Annotated in this window: 15 protein-coding genes and 3 pseudogenes; 9 read left to right on the top strand and 9 right to left on the bottom strand. The window is 71.8% G+C overall.

The genetic code is table 11. The annotated features are described in order from the left end of the window. Window positions 1-103: 103 nt before the first annotated feature. From AB5J51_RS38570 to AB5J51_RS38595, 6 genes and pseudogenes are all read left to right on the top strand, one after another. Window positions 104-697, top strand: coding sequence for a substrate-binding domain-containing protein (locus AB5J51_RS38570; protein ID WP_369779929.1), 594 nt, complete (start codon window positions 104-106; stop codon window positions 695-697). A 368-nt stretch (window positions 698-1,065) separates the two neighbouring features. After that, window positions 1,066-1,179: pseudogene (locus tag AB5J51_RS38575) on the top strand (N-acetyl-1-D-myo-inositol-2-amino-2-deoxy-alpha-D-glucopyranoside deacetylase); the annotation flags it as partial. Between the two features lie 380 nt (window positions 1,180-1,559). Further along, on the top strand, window positions 1,560-1,748 hold the full coding sequence (locus AB5J51_RS38580) for a hypothetical protein (protein WP_369779930.1): 189 nt from the start codon (window positions 1,560-1,562) through the stop codon (window positions 1,746-1,748). 146 nt (window positions 1,749-1,894) lie between these two features. Next, window positions 1,895-2,878, top strand: coding sequence for an acetylxylan esterase (locus AB5J51_RS38585; RefSeq protein ID WP_369779931.1), 984 nt, complete (start codon window positions 1,895-1,897; stop codon window positions 2,876-2,878). Between the two features lie 110 nt (window positions 2,879-2,988). Continuing rightward, the gene (locus tag AB5J51_RS38590) at window positions 2,989-4,389 is read left to right on the top strand and encodes a GH1 family beta-glucosidase (protein ID WP_369779932.1); all 1,401 of its coding nucleotides are present in this window, start codon (window positions 2,989-2,991) and stop codon (window positions 4,387-4,389) included. Then, window positions 4,386-4,820, top strand: a complete 435-nt coding sequence (locus tag AB5J51_RS38595; protein ID WP_369779933.1) for a hypothetical protein — start codon at window positions 4,386-4,388, stop codon at window positions 4,818-4,820. Before AB5J51_RS38590 ends, AB5J51_RS38595 begins: the two co-directional genes overlap by 4 nt. A gap of 91 nt (window positions 4,821-4,911) precedes the next feature. Here the strand turns inward: AB5J51_RS38595 and xylA are convergent, their stop codons facing one another. After that, a complete protein-coding gene (gene xylA, locus AB5J51_RS38600) occupies window positions 4,912-6,084 on the bottom strand; it encodes a xylose isomerase (RefSeq protein ID WP_053788202.1) in 1,173 nt (390 codons plus the stop codon). A 94-nt stretch (window positions 6,085-6,178) separates the two neighbouring features. Here xylA and xylB point away from each other — a divergent pair, with 94 nt between their 5' ends. Continuing rightward, on the top strand, window positions 6,179-7,609 hold the full coding sequence (gene xylB / locus AB5J51_RS38605; RefSeq protein ID WP_369779934.1) for a xylulokinase: 1,431 nt from the start codon (window positions 6,179-6,181) through the stop codon (window positions 7,607-7,609). Between the two features lie 13 nt (window positions 7,610-7,622). Continuing rightward, a complete protein-coding gene (locus AB5J51_RS38610; protein WP_369779935.1) occupies window positions 7,623-8,837 on the top strand; it encodes an ROK family protein in 1,215 nt (404 codons plus the stop codon). Between the two features lie 159 nt (window positions 8,838-8,996). Here the strand turns inward: AB5J51_RS38610 and AB5J51_RS38615 are convergent. Next, window positions 8,997-9,823 (bottom strand): annotated as a pseudogene (locus AB5J51_RS38615) (glycoside hydrolase family 3 C-terminal domain-containing protein); the annotation flags it as partial. 21 nt (window positions 9,824-9,844) lie between these two features. Between AB5J51_RS38615 and AB5J51_RS38620 the strand changes: the two are divergent. Then, a complete protein-coding gene (locus AB5J51_RS38620) occupies window positions 9,845-10,264 on the top strand; it encodes a Beta-galactosidase C-terminal domain (protein ID WP_369780391.1) in 420 nt (139 codons plus the stop codon). Between the two features lie 425 nt (window positions 10,265-10,689). Here AB5J51_RS38620 and AB5J51_RS38625 read toward each other — a convergent pair whose 3' ends face one another. The 7 genes and pseudogenes from AB5J51_RS38625 to AB5J51_RS38655 form a co-directional block, all read right to left on the bottom strand. After that, window positions 10,690-11,706, bottom strand: coding sequence for a LacI family DNA-binding transcriptional regulator (locus AB5J51_RS38625; protein WP_369779936.1), 1,017 nt, complete (start codon window positions 11,704-11,706; stop codon window positions 10,690-10,692). A 183-nt stretch (window positions 11,707-11,889) separates the two neighbouring features. Beyond that, window positions 11,890-12,183 carry a hypothetical protein gene (locus AB5J51_RS38630; RefSeq protein ID WP_369779937.1) on the bottom strand — a complete coding sequence of 98 codons (294 nt, stop codon included), beginning with the start codon at window positions 12,181-12,183 and terminating at the stop codon, window positions 11,890-11,892. A gap of 56 nt (window positions 12,184-12,239) precedes the next feature. Next, window positions 12,240-12,617, bottom strand: a pseudogene (locus tag AB5J51_RS38635) (glycoside hydrolase family 43 protein); the annotation flags it as partial. Between the two features lie 68 nt (window positions 12,618-12,685). After that, a complete protein-coding gene (locus AB5J51_RS38640; protein WP_369779938.1) occupies window positions 12,686-14,128 on the bottom strand; it encodes a GH1 family beta-glucosidase in 1,443 nt (480 codons plus the stop codon). 104 nt (window positions 14,129-14,232) lie between these two features. Further along, window positions 14,233-15,129, bottom strand: a complete 897-nt coding sequence (locus tag AB5J51_RS38645) for a carbohydrate ABC transporter permease (RefSeq protein WP_369779939.1) — start codon at window positions 15,127-15,129, stop codon at window positions 14,233-14,235. 4 nt (window positions 15,130-15,133) lie between these two features. Then, window positions 15,134-16,192 carry a carbohydrate ABC transporter permease gene (locus tag AB5J51_RS38650; protein WP_369779940.1) on the bottom strand — a complete coding sequence of 353 codons (1,059 nt, stop codon included), beginning with the start codon at window positions 16,190-16,192 and terminating at the stop codon, window positions 15,134-15,136. A gap of 112 nt (window positions 16,193-16,304) precedes the next feature. After that, window positions 16,305-17,666, bottom strand: a complete 1,362-nt coding sequence (locus tag AB5J51_RS38655; RefSeq protein ID WP_369779941.1) for an ABC transporter substrate-binding protein — start codon at window positions 17,664-17,666, stop codon at window positions 16,305-16,307. Window positions 17,667-17,993: the final 327 nt, after the last annotated feature.

Below are 17,993 nucleotides of genomic sequence, written 5' to 3' on the forward strand. Positions count from 1 at the left end.
GCGGTCGAGCCGGGTCGGCCGGGAGTCGTTTCCTCGCGCTGTGCGAAGTCCGGTTTTGCAGCGGCTCCGGCCTGGCGATACCTGAGTGTTAACGCTCACAAGAGTGCCGTCAAGGGTCTGTTCGGATCACCGTTGGGCCAACAACGGCGCAGGCGATCAGCCGCCTCTGCAGGGCACCTCTTCATCGGGTGCGTCCCGGCATGATGACCGCAAACGGCTTCCGGGGCTTCTGGCGGCTTGTCGAGCGCGACGGCTGGAGTGCGCGGGCGCCGGCTACCCGGCAGGCTTCCGGATCGCCGAACTTGGCGACGTTCCCGCCGTCTTCTGCGCCAGCGACAGCACGGCCCTCGGCCCGCTGCGCGCCCGGCGCGACTCCGGTCGCTCGATCCGGGGCGACATCGGCGTCGTCGGCTTCGACGAGATTCCTGAGGCCGCTTGCTTCGCCCCGCCCCTGGCCGCCGTGCGGCAGTTCGGCGAGCTCGACCGCCGGGCCCTGGAACTGCTCGTCGAGGAGTTGGAGGGCGGCGCGCACACCCGCACCCGCGTGCTGATCTCGCCCGAGATGGTGCTGCGTCGCAGCGCGGGCCCCGCCGGCCGTCTTGAGCCGGCGCCATCGGACCCGGGGCTGACCGCCGCGTCGGCCCGGGCTCTCCGTCGCGCCGGTCGCACTCTGCCTATGCCTCCAGCGGTTCCTTGACAGGGAAAGTGTGAGCGTTAACATTTCGCCGTGATGGTCAGCATGCATGGCGGACGGGAGCTCGCGGCCCTCGTGCCGAGTACGCACACGCCGTCCTCGAGCGCGAGTTGGCCGGCACCGGGCGCCCACTGCCGCCCGTCTGGGCCCTGCAGCAGCCCGAGGATTGGCACGAGGTACTGCGCACCATCCTTCCGAGTCGTGGAGCACCACCCGGTCCAGGGCCGGCCCGACCGCATTGGCGCGACCCGACAAACCTTCCCGGCCGCAGCGTTGGCCGCCCTGCATCCCGGGTTCGCCGACTTCGCCGGGCCCCGTCTGGAGCACCCTTCCCGAAGCTGGCGGAGGTCGCCGCCCGGCGCGACGTCGGCGAGCAGAACCGCCGGCCCGGGGCCTTCCGGTCCGCCGACGTGGACGAGGTCGCCGTCCACCCGGCCGAGGTGGTCTGCGTGGTCCGACCGCAAGTGCTCGTCACCTACGCGCCCCGCCCGGCGCCCGGGTCGGCTCGCGGGCTCCTACGGCTACGAGGCGGGTCAGAGTGCCATCGCGACAGCTTCGCCTGGTGGTTGCGTCAGGGCTTCCCCGCCTACCACTACACCGCCGGGCAGTCGCGCAGGGAGTTCCCGGCGAGGTACTCGCCCCGGGGGACGACCAGCGCGCGGCGAGTCCTCGGCTCGCAAAGGGCATCCGGTTCCACTCGGTTCTCGGGGTGGTTTGCCCCTCGACGTGTCGAAGCGCTTGGCGCCGCGGCGCGAACAGCGGCGTGTTACCAGTTCGGCAAGAACCTGAGGAAATACAAAACTGGTTTTACCAGGGGTGGTTGACAGTGATATGGGTTCATGTCAGCGTCGAAGCGCTTCGACAAGTGATCGTAACGCCCAACCTGCCGGGGGGGTGTACACGTGAGTTCCCTGTCCGAACCCGCTACACGTGGAAGACCGTCGCGGCCGAGCTCGCCGCTCCGCTGGACGGCGTCCACGACCTGCGGCTGACGCTGCACGGCGGCTTCCGCCTGGCCGCCTTCGGCTTCACCGTGTCCGGCGGGACCGACTGAGGCCCGCACCCGCGAGACCGGCGGCCCGTCACAGGGGGGCGGGCCGCCACCCCTTCCCGCACCCCAGCCCGGACCTGCGGGGGAAGGCCCCGTGTGGCCGCCGAGCTCCGTTACCCGTCACCTCTCCGACCGGAGGAACCCCCCCCATGCCGCTCACAGACCTCGGCGCGGACGAACTCGTGACCTACCGCCCTGCATTGTCCGATCCGACGGGCTTCGACGCCTTCTGGCGGAAGACCCTCGCCGAAGCCCGGTCGCACGACGGGGCGATCAAGGTGGAACGGGCCACCGCCCGGCACCTGCTCCACACCGTCGAGGTCGACGACGTACGCTTCCCCGGCTGGAACGGTGAACCGGTGGCCGCGTGGCTGCTGCGCCCCCGCGACGCGGCCGGACCGCTGCCGGTCGTCATCACCTACATGGGCTACGGCGGCGGTCGAGGACTGCCCACCGACCACCTGTTCTGGTCCGCTGCGGGATACGCCCAACTCGTCGTCGACAGCCGGGGCCAGGGCCACGACACCCCGGACCGGAGCGTGGGCGACGGCACGCAGTGGGTGGAGGGCTTCATGACCCGCGGCATCGACTCTCCCGACACCTACTACTACCGGCGATTGATCACCGACTGCGTGCGAGCCGTGGACGCGGTCCCGGAGCTGGCGGGACTCGACAGCCGTCGGATCGTGGTGGCCGGAGGCAGCCAGGGCGGCGGTCTGGCGCTCGCCGTCGCCGGTCTCGCCGGGGACCGCGTGGCGGCGGCCATGCCGGACGTCCCCTTCCTGTGTCACTTCCGCCACGCTGCTGCGATGTGCGGGGACGGCCCGTACGTGGAGATCGCCAAGTACCTGCGCTGGCACAGCCGCCACCGCGTGGAGCCGGCCTTCGCCACCCTCGACCACTTCGACGGTGTCCACTTCGCCCGGCGGGCCACCGCGCCGACGGTGTTCAGCGTGGGACTGATGGATCCGGTCTGTCCGCCCTCCACGGTCTACGCAGCCTTCAACCACTACGCGGGCGAGGACCGCACCATGACCGTGTGGCCGTTCGGCGACCACGGCGGCGGCTGCGGCTCCAACCCGCCCGTCCAACTGGCCTGGCTGCGCGAGCGCGGCCTGGCGCCGGAGCTCTGACCGCCCCGCACCACCGGACCGGGCAGACCCGCGAGGGCGGCCCGCGCGCCCCGCGCCTAGGCCCCGCACCCCGAGACCCAGGAGACCGACAGACCTGTGAGATACCGCCCATGACCACCCCGGCCTTCCCGGAACTGCCCGCCGGGTTCCGCTTCGGTGCCGCGACCGCCGCTTACCAGATCGAGGGCGCCCACGACCTGGACGGCCGCGGCCCGTCCATCTGGGACACCTTCAGCCACACGCCCGGCCGTACGCTCGACGGTGCCACCGGCGACACGGCCTGTGACCACTACCACCGCCACTCGGAGGACGTCGCCCTGCTGCGCGGACTCGGTGTGGACAGTTACCGCTTCTCGATCGCCTGGCCCCGCCTGCTGCCGCGGGGCAGCGGAACCGTCAACCCCAAGGGGCTGGACTTCTACGACCGCCTGATCGACGAGCTGCTGGCCGCCGGAGTCGCCCCCGCTGTCACCCTCTACCACTGGGACCTGCCCCAGACCCTGGAGGACCGGGGTGGGTGGCGCGTCCGGGAGACCGCCGAGGCGTTCGCGCAGTACGCGGCCCTCGCGGCCGAGCGATACGGGGACCGCGTGGAGCGCTGGATCACCCTCAACGAGCCGTACTGCTCCGCCTTCGTCGGCTACGCCGAGGGGCGCCACGCGCCCGGCGCCGAGGAGGGGCGAGGCGCGCTCGCGGCCGCACATCACCTGCTGGTCGCCCACGGCCTCGCAGTCCGGGAGCTGCGCGCCGCGGGCGCCCAGGAGGTCGGGATCGCCCTCAACCTCGACCGCATCCACCTCGGCTCCGCCCTCCCCGAGGACCGGGCCGCCCTGCGCCGTGCCAAGGTCCTCCACAACGAGATCTGGACCGAGCCGCTCCTCGCGGGCCGCTACCCCGCGTACGAGGCCGAGACCTGGGCCGGTCTCGCCGACGGTCCCTGGCGACTGCCGTGCGACCTGGAGCTGATCGGCGCCCCGCTGGACTTCCTCGGCGTCAACTTCTACCGGCCGATCACCGTCGCCGCCGCCCACCACCGCGAGGCCGACCCCGAAACGCGCACCGCCGTGGACATCGGCGTCACCGAGCCGGACCGGTACCCGACCCGGCGCACCACCATGGGATGGCCCGTCGTCCCGGACGCGCTCACAGAGCTGCTCCGCGAACTCCACGCCCGCTACGCGCGGCTTCCGCCGGTCTGGATCACCGAGAACGGCTCTGCCGAGGCCGACACCGTCGGTCCCGACGGCCGGGTCCACGACACCGAGCGGCTCGACTACCTCGCGGACCACCTCGCCGCCGTCGCCGACGCCGTCTCCGCAGGGGTTGACGTCCGCGGCTACTACGTCTGGTCGCTGCTGGACAACTTCGAGTGGGCGCGCGGCTACGGCCAGCGCTTCGGCCTGGTGCACGTCGACTACGACACGCTGACCCGAACGCCCAAGGACAGTTACCACTGGTTCCGAGGCCTGATCACCGCGCACCGCGCGCGGACGGAGGAAACCACCCGATGAAGTTCACCGACGACGGCACGGTCGAGTACTACGTGCCGGAAGGGACGTGGACGAACGTTCTGACCGGCACTCAGGTCGCCGGTCTCAGGTGGGTCCGCGAACAGCACGGCTTCCACACCCTGCCGCTGCTGGCCCGTCCCGACTTCGTCATCCCGCTCGCCGCCGACGACCAGCGCCCGGTCTCCGCCTGGGCGGACGGCGTCGAACTGTGGGTACACGCCTTCGCCGACGGCGCCGAGCGCACCGTGGTGATCCCGCGCTCCGACGGCCCCGGCGAGGCGGCCCGCTTCCACCTGCGCCGCCGGGGCGACCGCCTCCACGTGACCACCGACACCCCGCATCCCTGGCAGCTCCGGTTCTGCGGGCCGTCCGGCACCGTCCACGTCCAGCCCGCCGGCACCCTGGAGACCTGCCTCGCCTACCCGGCCTGAGCGGGGCCGCCGGGCGCGAAGGCGCCGGCCCCCTGGGGAGTGTCGGAGCCGGCCCGTGGAACGTCACGGCCCGGCTCACGGGCTCACCGGCTCAGCGGGCTCCGAGGAGGTGTTCGAGGGCGAGCTGGTCCAGCTGTTCGAAGGCCATGCCGCGGCGGCCGGCGGCATCGACGTCGAATTCCTCGAAGGCGGACGGGTCGGCCAGTAGCCCGGCCAGGCCGTCCTCGGCGGTGGGAAGGGCGAGTTCGGGCAGCCGGGAGGCGGCGAGCGCGGCCAGGACCTCCGGATCGGACCGGAAGGCGCGGGAACGCTCCGCCAGGAGCAGGTAGTTGCGCATGCAGCCGGCCGCCGAGGCCCAGACACCGGCGGAGTCCTCGGTGCGCGGCGGTTTGAAGTCGAAGTGACGGGGGCCGTCGTAGCCGGCCGACTCCAGCAGGTCGACCAGCCAGAAGGCCTGGCGCAGGTCGCCCGCACCGAAACGCAGGTCCTGGTCGTACTTGATGCCGGTCTGGCCGTTGAGGTCGATGTGGAACAGCTTGCCGTGCCAAAGGGCCTGGGCGATTCCGTGCGGGAAGTTCAGCCCGGCCATCTGCTCGTGGCCGACCTCCGGGTTGAGGCCCACCCGCTCGGGCCGGTCCAACTCGTTGATGAACGCCAGGGCGTGGCCGATGGTGGGCAGCAGGATGTCGCCGCGCGGCTCGTTGGGCTTGGGCTCGATGGCGAAGCGCAGATCGTAACCCTGGCTCTCGACGTACTCGCCCAGCAGGTCGAAGGCCTCCTTCAGCCGGTCGAGGGCGGTGCGCACATCCTTGGCCGCGCCCGACTCCGCGCCCTCCCGGCCGCCCCAGGCGACGTAGACCGAGGCGCCGAGTTCCACGGCCAGGTCGATGTTGCGGATCGTCTTGCGCAGCGCGTACCGGCGCACGTCCCGGTCGTTGGCGGTGAAGGCGCCGTCCTTGAACACCGGGTGGGTGAAGAGGTTGGTGGTGGCCATCGGGACCTTCAGGCCGGCCGTGTCGAGTGCGGTGCGGAAGCGCTTGACCGCCTGCTCGCGTGCGGTGTCGCCGGCGGCGAAGGGGATCAGGTCGTCGTCGTGGAACGTGACGCCGTAAGCGCCGAGCTCGGCCAGCCGCTCCACGGTCTCGACCGGGTCGAGGGCGGGCCGGGTGGCGTCGCCGAAGGGGTCCCGGCCCTGCCAGCCGACGGTCCACAGGCCGAAGGTGAACCTGTGCGCGGGGGTGGGGACGAGCGGGTCGCTGGTCATGAGGCGCTCCGGATCAGACCGAGGAACTATTTGTAATGACGAAAAACAAATTAGTATGCCGAGACGCAAGAGGGAACCCCACCGGAGGAAACGCATGTCTGCTCAGCGTGTCGTGATCGGTGTCGACAGCTCGACCCAGTCCACCAAGGCCCTCGCCGTCGACCTGGAAACCGGCGCCGTCCTGGGCGAGGGCCGCGCCCCGCACGCCGTCAGCGCGGGCGCCGGACGCGAGAGCGACCCCGAACAGTGGTGGCGGGCGCTCGGCGAGGCCATGGCGGGCACCGGCTGGGCGGATCGCGCCGCCGCCTGCTCGATCGCCGGCCAGCAGCACGGCCTGGTCACCCTCGACGCTGCCGGCCGGCCGGTGCGCCCGGCGCTGCTGTGGAACGACGTCCGCTCCGCCCCGCAGGCGGCCGGACTCGCAGCCGCGTTCGGCCCGGCAGAACTCGCCCGCCGCACCGGCAGCGTCCCGACGGCCGCCTTCACGGCCGCCAAATGGGCCTGGCTGCTCGCGAACGAGCCTGCCGCCGCCGACCGCGTCGCGGCCGTCCGGCTTCCGCACGACTTCCTGACGGAGCGGCTGACCGGTGAGGCGGTGACGGACCGCGGTGACGTGTCGGGAACCGGCTGGTGGGGCCCGGACGGCTACGAGCAAGACGTCCTCGGCCGGATCGGCCTCGACATCGGGCTGCTGCCGCAGGTCCTCCCGCCGGGCGCCCTGGCGGGCTCCGTGCGGGCCGGGATGCCACTGCGCGAGGGCACGCTGGTGGCCACCGGGACCGGTGACAACATGGCCGCCGCCCTCGGGCTGGGCCTGACCACCGGACGGCCGGTGCTGAGCCTCGGTACGTCCGGCACCGTCTACGCCGTCGGCCGGACCCGGCCCGCCGACCCGAGCGGAACCGTCGCCGGCTTCGCCGATGCCCTCGGCGGCTGGCTGCCGCTCGCCTGCACGCTCAACTGCACCCTCGCCGTCGACCGCTTCGCCGCCCTCGTCGGCCGCGACCGCGACGACGTCGAGGCGGGCGGCACGGTGGTGGTCCTTCCCTACCTGGACGGCGAGCGCACTCCGGACCTCCCGGCCGCTTCCGGCTTGGTCCACGGCCTGCGCCACGACACCACGCCCGGGCAGCTGCTCCAGGCCGCGTACGACGGCGCCGCCCACGCCCTGCTCACGGCCCTGGACGACGTACTGCGTGCCGGTGGCGAGAACCCCGCCCCCGAGGAACCACTGCTGCTGATCGGCGGCGGAGCCCGCGGCAGGGCCTGGCAGCAGACCGTCCTGCGGCTGTCCGGACGAGCGGTCCAGGTGCCCGAGGTCCGGGAACCGGTCGCGCTCGGGGCCGCCGCCCAGGCCGCTGCACTGCTCACGGGTGAGCCCGCCGACGCCGTCGCCCGCCGTTGGGGGACCGCCGCGGGCCGTGTGCTGGAACCCGTGTCCCGTGACGACGACACGCTCGAACGGATCACCAGTACGCTGCGGCGGGCGCGGGCCTTGCAGGAGGTCGCGCCGGCAGAACGATAGGAGGGTCGGCTCGATGGCGGGGATAGGCAGGGCGAGCGGGGGCGCGGAGGCCGCGCCCGCCTCGCAGCAGGGGATGCGCCGGCAGAATCTCGCGGTGGTGATCGGGGCGGTCGCCGCACACGGCCCGCTCTCCCGTGCGGACGTCGCCGGGCACACGGGCCTGACGAGGCCGGCCGTCTCCTCCCTGGTCGACGAGCTCATCGGTCGCGGAGCACTGACCGAGACGGAGACCGCGCCCAGCGGACGGGTCGGCCGCCCCGGACGGGCACTGGAGCTGAGCGACCGCGGTCCCGCGGGCCTCGGCCTTGAGATCGGCGTCACCCATCTCGCCGCGTGCGTGGTGGACCTGCGCGGTGAATCCCGGGTCTGGCGTCGGGTGGAGCGGGCCAACGCGGGCCGGCCGGCCGGGCAGGTGCTGGCGGAGGCCGCCGCGCTGGGCGCCGAGGCGGAGGCCGAGGCCGCCGCTCTCGGCCTGCGTGTCGCCGGCCGGGTCCTGGCCGTGCCGGGGGTGGTGCCGAACGAGCCGAGCGGGCTGGTGGGACACGCCCCCAACCTCGGCTGGCAAGCCGTCCGCCCCGCCGACCACTGGCCCGACCCCGACACCGTGCCCGAGCCGGAGAACGAGGCCAACCTCGGGGCGCTGGCCGAGCAGTGGCACCAGGGACACTCCGCCGAGACCTTCGTACACGTCTCCGCCGAGGCCGGAATCGGTGCCGCACTGGTCGTCGGCGGGCAGCTGTTCCGGGGTGCCCGCGGCTTCGCCGGCGAACTCGGCCACTTGCCCGTCCACCCGGAGGGCGCCCGCTGCGCCTGCGGGGCCCGCGGCTGCCTGGAGCAGTACGCGGGCGAAGCGGCCGTCCTGCGCGAGGCCGGGCTCGCGCACGTCGGCGACCCGGTGGCGCTGCTGGCCGAGCGGGCGGGCGCCGGGGACGCGGCGACCCTGCGCGCCCTGGACCGCGCAGGACGGGCCCTGGGCCTCGCCCTCACCTCGGCGGTGAACCTGATCGACCCGGACGGCCTCGTTCTGGGCGGCGCCTACGCCGAACTCGCCGAATGGCTCCTCCCGTCCATCCGCGCCGAACTCGCCGCCCGGATCACCGTCCGGCCCTGGAACCCGGAGGCGGTGCGCCCCTCCGCCCTGGGCCGGAGTGGACCGGTGCTGGGCGCGGCATGGTCGACCGTCCGACAGATCATCGCCGATCCCACCCGCCTGCCCGCCCGCTGCTAGGGACTGCGGAAGTGCAGGGCCATGGCGGTCCGGTGCATCAGACCCGGCTCACCGGGCGGCATCCGACGGCTCGTACCAGAGGCTCGTCATCGGGGAGCACATGGTCCAGCCCAGCGACGAGTGGAGCGTCCGACCTCCGGGCGTGCCGATCAGGACGCCCGTACTCGCACCCGCCTCGTACGCGGTGCTCTGCAGTGCGCGCATCACGTGCCAGAACGCGAAGGCCGACATCGGCACACGGAAGGCGACCTCCGTGAACTCGCCGGCCGCGAGCGTCACGCGCCGGTGCGCCGCCAGTTCCCTGCGGGGCCGTGGCACCGGCGGCTCCACGGCCCGGCTGCAGAGCTGGGTGACCTCGTCCGCGGTGACGTCACCGGTGTTGCCGACCGTGAAGGACACGTGCAGCGTCCCGTCCTCGACGCGAGTCGTGAGGCCTTCGTAGGAAAAGGACGCGTACGACAGGCCGGGGCCGAACGGAAAGACGGGCGTGCCCTCGAAACAGAGGTACGTCTGGCGGCTGCCGCCCACGTCGTAGTCGAGGAGGCCGGGCGGGTCGGAGTCGTCGGCGTACCAGGTCTGCGGGAGGCGGCCGGAGGGAGAGACGTCGCCGGCCAGGGCCAGGGCCAGGGCCGTGCCGGACGCCTGGCCGCCGTGGGCCGTCCACAGCAGCGCCGGCACCTCCGCGTGATCGACCGCGTACGGGTACGCCGACACCCGCGCCAGCACCGTGTTCGGGTTGGCCGTGCGGGGCCGTGCGGGGCCGTGCGGGGCCGCGCGCAGGAGGCGCTCGTGGTGGGCGGGGAGGGCCAGGGTCGTGCGGTCCTCGGTCTCACGTCCGTTGATGTGCGGGTCGTTGCCGCGACCACCAGGACTGCGTCCGCCCGGGAGGCGCGCGCCGCGTCCTCGCCCCTCTCGACGACGAGCTCGAACATCTCCCCGTTCCCGTCGGCAACCTTCAAGCCGTCGGCGGCGACAGAGACGGGGCGGCACTGCACGAGTGGTGGCCGCTGGAGGCGGGGGAGACTGTCACCTGCGAGGGCTTCCACGGCATGCTGTGGTCGGAGGAGCTGGAGGCCGACGGCACCGCCGAGGAGACGGTCCGGTACAAGGGCGGCCAACTCGACGGACTCCCCGCTGTGCTGCGCAAGGGCCGGGCCTGGTACGTCTCCACGCTCCCGGAGCCGGAGGCGCTGCGCGGCGCGCTGGCCCGGTCCGCCTCCGCCGCGAGCGTCCGGCCGGTGCTCGACGGCCTCCCCGAGCAGGTCGAGGCCGTCCGCCGGGGCGGCGTGCTGTTCGTGCTCAACCACGGCCTCGAGCCGGTGACCGTCGACGTGCCCGGCACCCACCGCGACCTCCTGACGGGGGCGGCCGTCACCGACCGGGTGACCGTCGGCCGCTACGCCGCCGTGGCGGCTCTCCGGCCATGACCGCGATCGACGGCTCCGTCCACGGCCCGTGGGAGCCGCATGCGGCCGTCCGCCGGGAGGACGCCTGGACGGCTTCCTGAGAGGCGCCGGCTGGCCGTGGACCCCCTGCGCTCCAGGACCGCCTCCTGGCAGGCGACCGTACCGCCACGCACATGCTCGAGTCGTCGGCCCGTCCGACTCGAACTCCGGCACCGTGGACGTGAAGCCGATCCTCAACTGGATCGCGCACACCAAGGGCTGGATGCCCGGCTATGAGATCACCCCGTCGTCCGGCGGGCAGAACTTCACGACCAACACCTGACGGTCAGCGGAGGCTGACCTGGCATCAGGGCCGAGGCGGGACCGCATCTCCCTGGGGCGCGCTCGGTCTCGGCCCCCAGGGCGCTCAGAATCTCCCCGGAACGCCGGACCGAGGGCTGTCGGCGTCAGGAGGCGGCGGAGGGCGCCGACCCCGTACTCTCCCGTACCGTCAACTCGGGCGCGATGAGCACGACCTCGTCCGTGCCGCGGCCGTCGAGCTTGGCGACCAGACGCTCCACCGCGTGCCGGCCCATCTCCTGCGCGGGGATGGAAACCGACGTCAGTCGCACCGAGGCCTGGACGGCCACCTGGTCAGGGCAGATCGCGACCACCGACACGTCCTCGGGCACGGCGCGGCCCTGCCGGCGCAGCAGGGCGAGCAGCGGCTCGACCGCCTGCTCGTTCTGCACGACGAACCCCGAGGTGTCGGGACGCTCGTCGAGGATGCGTGCGAGGGTGACGGCCATCGCGTCGTAGCCGCCCCCGCACGGCCGGTGCAGCATCCTGATGCCCAAGTCCCGCGCCCGGGACCGCAGCCCGTCGAGGGTGCGCTCGGCGAAGCCGGTGTGCCGTTCGTAGACCGCGGGGGCCTCGCCGATGACGGCGATGTCGCGGTGGCCGAGCATCGCCAGGTGCTCGACGCACAACGCGCCGGTGGCCTTGAAGTCGAGGTCGACGCAGGTCAGCCCTGAGGTGTCGGCGGGCAGCCCGATCAGCACGGACGGCAGGTCGGTGCCGCGCAGCAGCGGCAGCCGCTCGTCGTCGAGCTCGACGTCCATCAGGATCATCGCCTCGGCGAGCCCGCTGCCGGTGACGCGGCGGACGGCGTCGGGGCCTTCCTCGCCGGTCAGCAGCAGCACGTCGTACCCGTGCGTCCGGGCCGTCGTGGCGACCGCGATGGCGATCTCCATCATCACCGGCACATACATGTCGGTGCGCAGCGGAACCATCAGCGCGATGATGTTCGACCTGCTGCTGGCCAGGGCCCGCGCGCCCGCGTTCGGGTGGTACCCCAGCTCGTGGATGCTCTGCTCGACCCGCAGTCGCGTGCCCGCGGAGATGGACCGCTTGCCGCTGAGGACATAGCTCACCGTGCTCGCCGACACTCCGGCGTGCTGGGCGACTTCGGCGAGGGTTACCATCCAGCTCTCCCAGCCTCGTGAAACGCTTCGACGCGCCCGCGTCATCGTTTACGTCGTGCGCTGCACGCCGACCCTAGCGTCAGCCTGGGTGCGTGTCCAACTCTCCGTCGAAGCGCTTCGACGGGCTCCTCTGGGTGCCCTGGCCGCCCGGGGGAGCCGGGCGGCCGCGGCGATGGCGGCGCGTCAGGAGGCCGTGCCGGTGACCGAATTTCCCGACTTGGTGACGTGGTAGGCGACGGTGGCGCCGCGGTAGAAGTGGAAGACCAGCGTCGCCGGTTCCCCGTCGCGCAGCACGTTGAGGAACTCGGGGGCCAGGATGATCGTGCCGTTCGGGTAGCCGGGTGAGAACGCCTTGTTCTCCTGGTAGGGGGTCCAGTCGGTCGGGCCGTCGTTGGTGACGACGTCGATGTTCCAGGGCAGCCCAACGGTGAACCGGGGGGGCGTGCGGCCACGACCGTGGACAGGGAGCCGACGCACGCGAGGACCCGTACCTCCGTGCCGGACGCCTCGATCGCGTAGTGGTGATGCTCGTCGAGCCGGACGGCAAGGCCGCCGCGCCCTTCCGACGGGTCGGTCAGGGTCCGCGCCCGGCACGCGAGCTGGCACCGGCCGGTGAACACCACGCCGGGTTCGTCCAGGGAGCTGCCCCGCGCGCGGAGGGTCGGCCAGCCGGGGCGCTCCTTGGTGGTGCAGTGTTCGGCGAGCCGGTCGCGCAGGGAGATCCAGGACGGTCGCAGTTCGGCGAGGTCGAAGTCGTCCCGCCGCTCTTCGGCAGGACTGGGGGAGAGCGGCCACGGGAGCTCGGGCAGGTCCAGGGGGTGGGAGCCCAGACCGTCCTCTGGGACGACAACGGCGCCGGCGACCAGCTGTGGCCATTCATCTGACCGGGCGCCGTGTTCCCCGATCGCCACAGGCCGAGCGCCGCGACACGTAGGACGCCTTCCCCACGTCCACCGCGGAACGGTGAGGCTTGCGTGGGCTACGCGTCACCGGGAGCGTGCAGTTGTCCCGTCCGGGCCACCCGGGCGTACCAGTGCGCGCTCGACTTGGGTGTGCGCTGCAGAGTGCCGTAGTCGACGTGGATGGCGCCGAACCGTTTGGCGTAGCCGTAGGACCACTCGAAGTTGTCGAGCAGTGACCAGAGGAAGTAGCCGCGTACATCCACCCCGTCCGTGATCGCCCGGTGTACGGCCTCGAGGTGGGCGTGGATGTAGGCGGCGCGTTGCGGGTCATGGACCGTGCCGTCGGGGCCGATCTCGTCCTCGTACGCGGCGCCGTTCTCGCTGATGACGAGCGGCAGGCCGGGATAGCGGGCGGCGGTGCGGGTGAGCAGGTCGTAGAGCGCCCCGGAGTCGACCGGCCAGCCCATCGCGGTGCGTTCGCCCGGTGCCTGGTGGAAGGCGACGTCGTCCGCGCCGGGCCAGGGAGAGTGCTCGCTGTTGCCGTGGCCGTCGTCCTGCGGCTTCTGGTCGCCCGGCGCCACATGCGAGACGACCGTCGGGGTGTAGTAGTTGACGGCGAGGAGGTCCAGGGGCTGGTGGATCGTGGCGGAGTCGCCGTCCTGGACGAAGGACCAGTCGGTCAGGTGCGCGGTGTCCGCGAACAGGTCCTGGGGGTAGGCGCCCTCCAGCATCGGGCCGAGCCAGATCCGGTTGCCGACGGCATCGATGCGGCGGGCCGCTTCCCCGTCCTCGGGCGAGGAGGTCAGGGGGCGGACCGCGTGGAGGTTGAGGGAGACCGCGAGCTGAGCGTCCCCGGGCAGTGCGGCCCGGAGGGCCCGGGCGGCGAGGCCGTGACCGAGGTTGAGGTGGTGGGCCGCGCGCAGGGCGGCGACCGGGTTGGTGCGGCCCGGAGCGTGGACGCCGGAGGCGTAGCCCAGGAAGGCGCTGCACCAGGGCTCGTTGAGCGTGGTCCATCGCTTCACCCGGTCTCCGAGCGCATCGGCTACGAGGCCCGCGTACTCGGCGAACCGTTCGGCGGTCGCGCGCTCGGGCCAGCCGCCCGCGTCCTCCAGGTGCTGGGGCAGGTCCCAGTGGTAGAGGGTGAGGGCGGGTGTGATGCCGACCGCGAGCAGTTCGTCGACGAGTCGGCGGTAGAAGTCGAGGCCCTTCTGGACGGCGGGGCCCCGGCCGGTCGGCTGGACGCGTGACCAGGATACGGAGAACCGGTAGGCACCCAGGCCCAGTTCGGACATGAGGCGGACGTCTTCGGGGAACCGGTGGTAGTGGTCGACGGCCACGTCGCCGGTGTGTCCCTCGAAGACCTTGCCGGGGGTGTGGGAGAAGGTGTCCCAGACGGATGGCGTTCGGCCGTCCTTTCGGGCGGCGCCTTCGATCTGATAGGCGGCGGTGGCCGTGCCCCACAGGAAGTCGGACGGGAAGGTGCGGGCGGCGGTGAGTGGCCGGGTCTCGGACGCGGTCATAGGAGAGCGCTCCCAACGCAGGTGTGGATGAAGTCGTGCCGGATGAAGCGGTGCCGGAAGACGGGGCGAACTCATCGACGGGCCGTCCGTCCTCGACGACGCCGTCAGTTCTTGACGGCGCCGGCGGTGATGCCGCCCACGATGTGCTTGCCGAGGACGGCGAAGACCAGGAGCAGCGGCAGGGTGGAGATGAGCGCGCCGGTCAGCACGACGGCCTGGTCCACCGTGTGGTTGCCCGCGCCGAGGCCGGCCAGGGCGACCTGCAGGGTGGGGTTCCCGTCGGGGGTCAGGGCGATGAAGGGCCAGAAGAAGTCGTTCCAGGCCTGGACGAAGACGAGCATCCCGAGGACCGCCATCGCGGGCCGGGCCACCGGGAACACCACGTGCCAGATGATGCGCAGGCTGTGTGCGCCGTCCATCCGGGCCGCCTCCACCAGCTCCACGGGCAGCGCCTCGAGGAGGTACTGGCGCATGAAGAACACACCGAAGGCGGCGACCAGCGAGGGCAGCACGACCGACTGGAGCTGGTCGACCCAGCCGAGATCGGTGATGACCTGGTAGAGCGGGATCACGCTGAGCTGTGGCGGGATCGTCATGGTCGCCACCACGAGCGTCAGCATGGCGCCCCGGCCCTTGAACGGCAGCTTGGCGAAGGCGAAGCCGGCCAGGGTGGAGAACAGGACGGTGGACAGGGCCACGAGCCCGGCCACGATCGTGGTGTTGACCAGTGCCTCGCCCATGTCGACCTGGTTCCAGGCGAAGGAGAGGTTGTCGAAGAGCCGGGGACCGGGCAGGAGCGGGGCCGGGGCCTCGACGACGCGCTCGCCCGAATGGGAGGCGGCGACGAGGTTCCAGTACAGCGGGAAGAGGGAGACGAGGGCTGCCAGGCCCAGCAGGACGTAGGTCAGTGGTCCCGCATGGTGCTGGCGGCCCGCCGACTGGCGGAAACGGCCGGCGCGCGGCGCTTTGGCCGTGGTCGTCGGGTCGAGTGCGTGGGCCATGGGCTCAGCTCCCCGTCTTCTTGCGCAGGTGGCCGGCGCGACTGCGCCTACGGTCGCGGTCGTGGTTCGAGCGGGTGATCAGGGCCTGGATGCCACCGATGAGCAGCAGGAGGAGCAGCATGACCCAGGCGATGGCGGAGGCCTGGCCCAGTGCGCCGGTCACCCACCCCTTCTCGTACATGAGCAGGCTCAGGGTCTGGAACTGGTTTCCGCTGCCGCCGCTGATGCCGACGCTGCCGCCGAAGAGCATCGGCTCGCCGAAGAGCTGGGTGGCGCCGATGGTGGAGACGATGACGGTGAACAGGATCGTCGGCCGGATCGAGGGGATGGTCACGCTGAGGAACTGGCGCCAGCGCGATGCCCCGTCCAACGCCGCGGCCTCGTAGAGGTCCTGCGGCACGGCCTGCATCGCCGCCAGGTAGATGAGGGCGTTGTAGCCCGTCCAGCGCCAGGTCACGATCACCGAAATCGCTATGTGAGAGGGCCACTTGGAGGACTCCCAGGCGACCGGGTCGAAGCCGAGCCAGCCGAGGACCGTGTTGATCAGGCCGTAGTCGGTGTTGAAGAGCTGGGCGAAGACGAGCGTCGCCGCCGCGATCGAGGTGGCGTACGGGGCGAGGACCGCGACACGGAAGAAGCCGCGGCCGCGCAGCCGGTAGTTGAGCAGATGGGCCAGGCCGAGGGCCATGAGCAGCTGCGGAACGGTCGAGAGCACGCCGATGGTGAAGGTATTGGCGAGCGCGTTCCAGAAGAACTCGCTCGTCGCCAGGGCGCTGTAGTTCTCCATTCCCTTCCACTGCGCGCTGCCGCCCAGTTCGACCCGGTGGAGCGAGAGCCAGCCCGTGTAGATCAGAGGGAAGAGCCCGAAGGCGGCGAAGGTGAGGAAGAAGGGGGCGATGAAGACGTACGGAGTCGCCTTCAGATCGAGGCGGTAGAGCGTGCTGCGCCAACCGCTCCGGCCGGACGGCCGCTGCCTGTGGGAGCCGGGGCCGGCGCTGGAGCCCGCGGCTTGTGCGGCGGGCGGCGCGGAGCCGCCACCCGTCGCCCGTACGGAGGTGGCCACGGGGGCTTCCTTCCAGGTCGATGCGTGCAGTGATGCGGTGGTGCGGACGGTCGACGGCCCGCCACCACCCGCGGGGAGGTAGCGGGCGGCGGCGGCCCCTCGCACTGCCCCGTTACTGGTCGATCTTGTCGGCGACCAGCTTCTTGACGTTCTCCCAGGCCTTGGCCGGGTCGGTGCCGCGCTGCTCGATGTCGAGGATGCCGTTGTCGGTGAGGAAGGTCTTCACCTGGCCGTCCCAGCGGCTGATCGGAACGGGCGTGATGCCGGCCGCGGCCTGCGAGTAGATCTTGCCGACCGGGGTGTCGCCGAAGTACGGCAGCTTGGCGTCCTGAACGACGGGGGAGGCCAACGTGTCTTTGGAGGAGGGGATGTTGCCGTTCACGCCGAAGACCTTGGCGTGCTGGGCCGGAGCGGTGAGCCAGGCGGCGAGCTCGGCCGCCTCCTTGGCGTGCTTGCCCGACTTCGGGACGGCGAGGAACGAGCCGCCCCAGTTCCCGGTCACGGGAGGCGCGGCGATGTCCCACTTCCCCTGGTTCTCCGGGCCCGCCTGGTCCTTGATGATGCCCGTCATCCAGCTCGGGCAGGCCACGGTGGCGAACCTCGAGTTCTTGAACGCCGCGTTCCACGTGCCCTTCTCATCGAACTGGCGGAGCTTCGCCGTCAGTTCACCCTTCGCCGCCGCCACGGCGATGTCCCACGCCTTCTTCACGCCCGGGCTGTTCGCGTAGTCCAGCTCGCCCTTGGCGTTGGCGTACTGCACCGGCTCGCTGGAGATCACGGCGTTGAACAGACCGCTCGCGGAGTCGTGGAAGGCGGTGCCCTCCGGGGCGTTCGTCTTGTACCTCTCGCCGGTGGCGATGAACTTCGCCCAGTCGCCCGCCCACAGCTTCGCGACCTCGGCCCGATCGGTCGGCAGCTTGGCCGCGGCGAACAGGTCCTTGTTGTAGCAGATGGCCATCGGACCGATGTCCGTACCGAGGCCGATGACCTTGCCGTCACCCGTGGTGGCCTGCTTGACCTTCCAGTCCAGGAACCCGCTGAGGTCCGCGCCGCCGGTCTTGCCGAGGTCGGCCCACTTGTCGGCCAAGGCGGGCCCGGTCGCCTCCGCGATGTATCCGACCTCCAGGGCCTGGATGTCCGCGAGACCGCTGTCGCGGGAGAGACGCAGCTTGAGCGTGTCCCAGTACTTCTGGCCGTCCGCGACGTTCGACTCTTCGATCTTGATGTTCGGGTGCGCCTTCGTGTACTCGGCGTAAAGCTTGGCCCCGGTCGCATCGTCGTAGCCGAAGGAGCCGTAGGTACCGATCCGCAGCGTGATCTGCTCGCCGTCGGCTGCGCCGTCGCCCTTGCCCGTGGCGCTGTCACCGCCGCAGCCGGTGAGCAGGGCCGTACCGGCCGCCACGACGGCGACCGCGGCGATCGCGTTGATCGCGGTGCGGCGTCCGCGTCCGTGTCTGCTGCTGGGAGTACGCATTCCACTCTCCTCGTCCAAGGGGCTGCTCGTGGTGCGTCATGGAGCCCGGCGGGCCGTTCGCGGCTGGACCAGGGGCCCGCCCGCACCTGATGTGAAGGTCGTGGTCGCACCGTGAAGTGGGAGCGCTCCCACGTGTTGCCGGAAGGTTGCTGCTTGGCGGGTGCGGGTGTCAAGAGATGAATACGAATTTATTACGCTGAGGCACTCTGGGGCGTGCGGCTTCCTGCTGGAATGCGGGCCGTGCTGGAGGGGTGTTTCCCTTGCCTGGTGTGTACGTGACCATGGTGTCGGGAGGGGATTGAGAGTAGTGTGGGAGCGCTCCCATGT

Source organism: Streptomyces sp. R33 (genome assembly GCF_041200175.1).
Taxonomy (GTDB): domain Bacteria; phylum Actinomycetota; class Actinomycetes; order Streptomycetales; family Streptomycetaceae; genus Streptomyces; species Streptomyces katrae_B.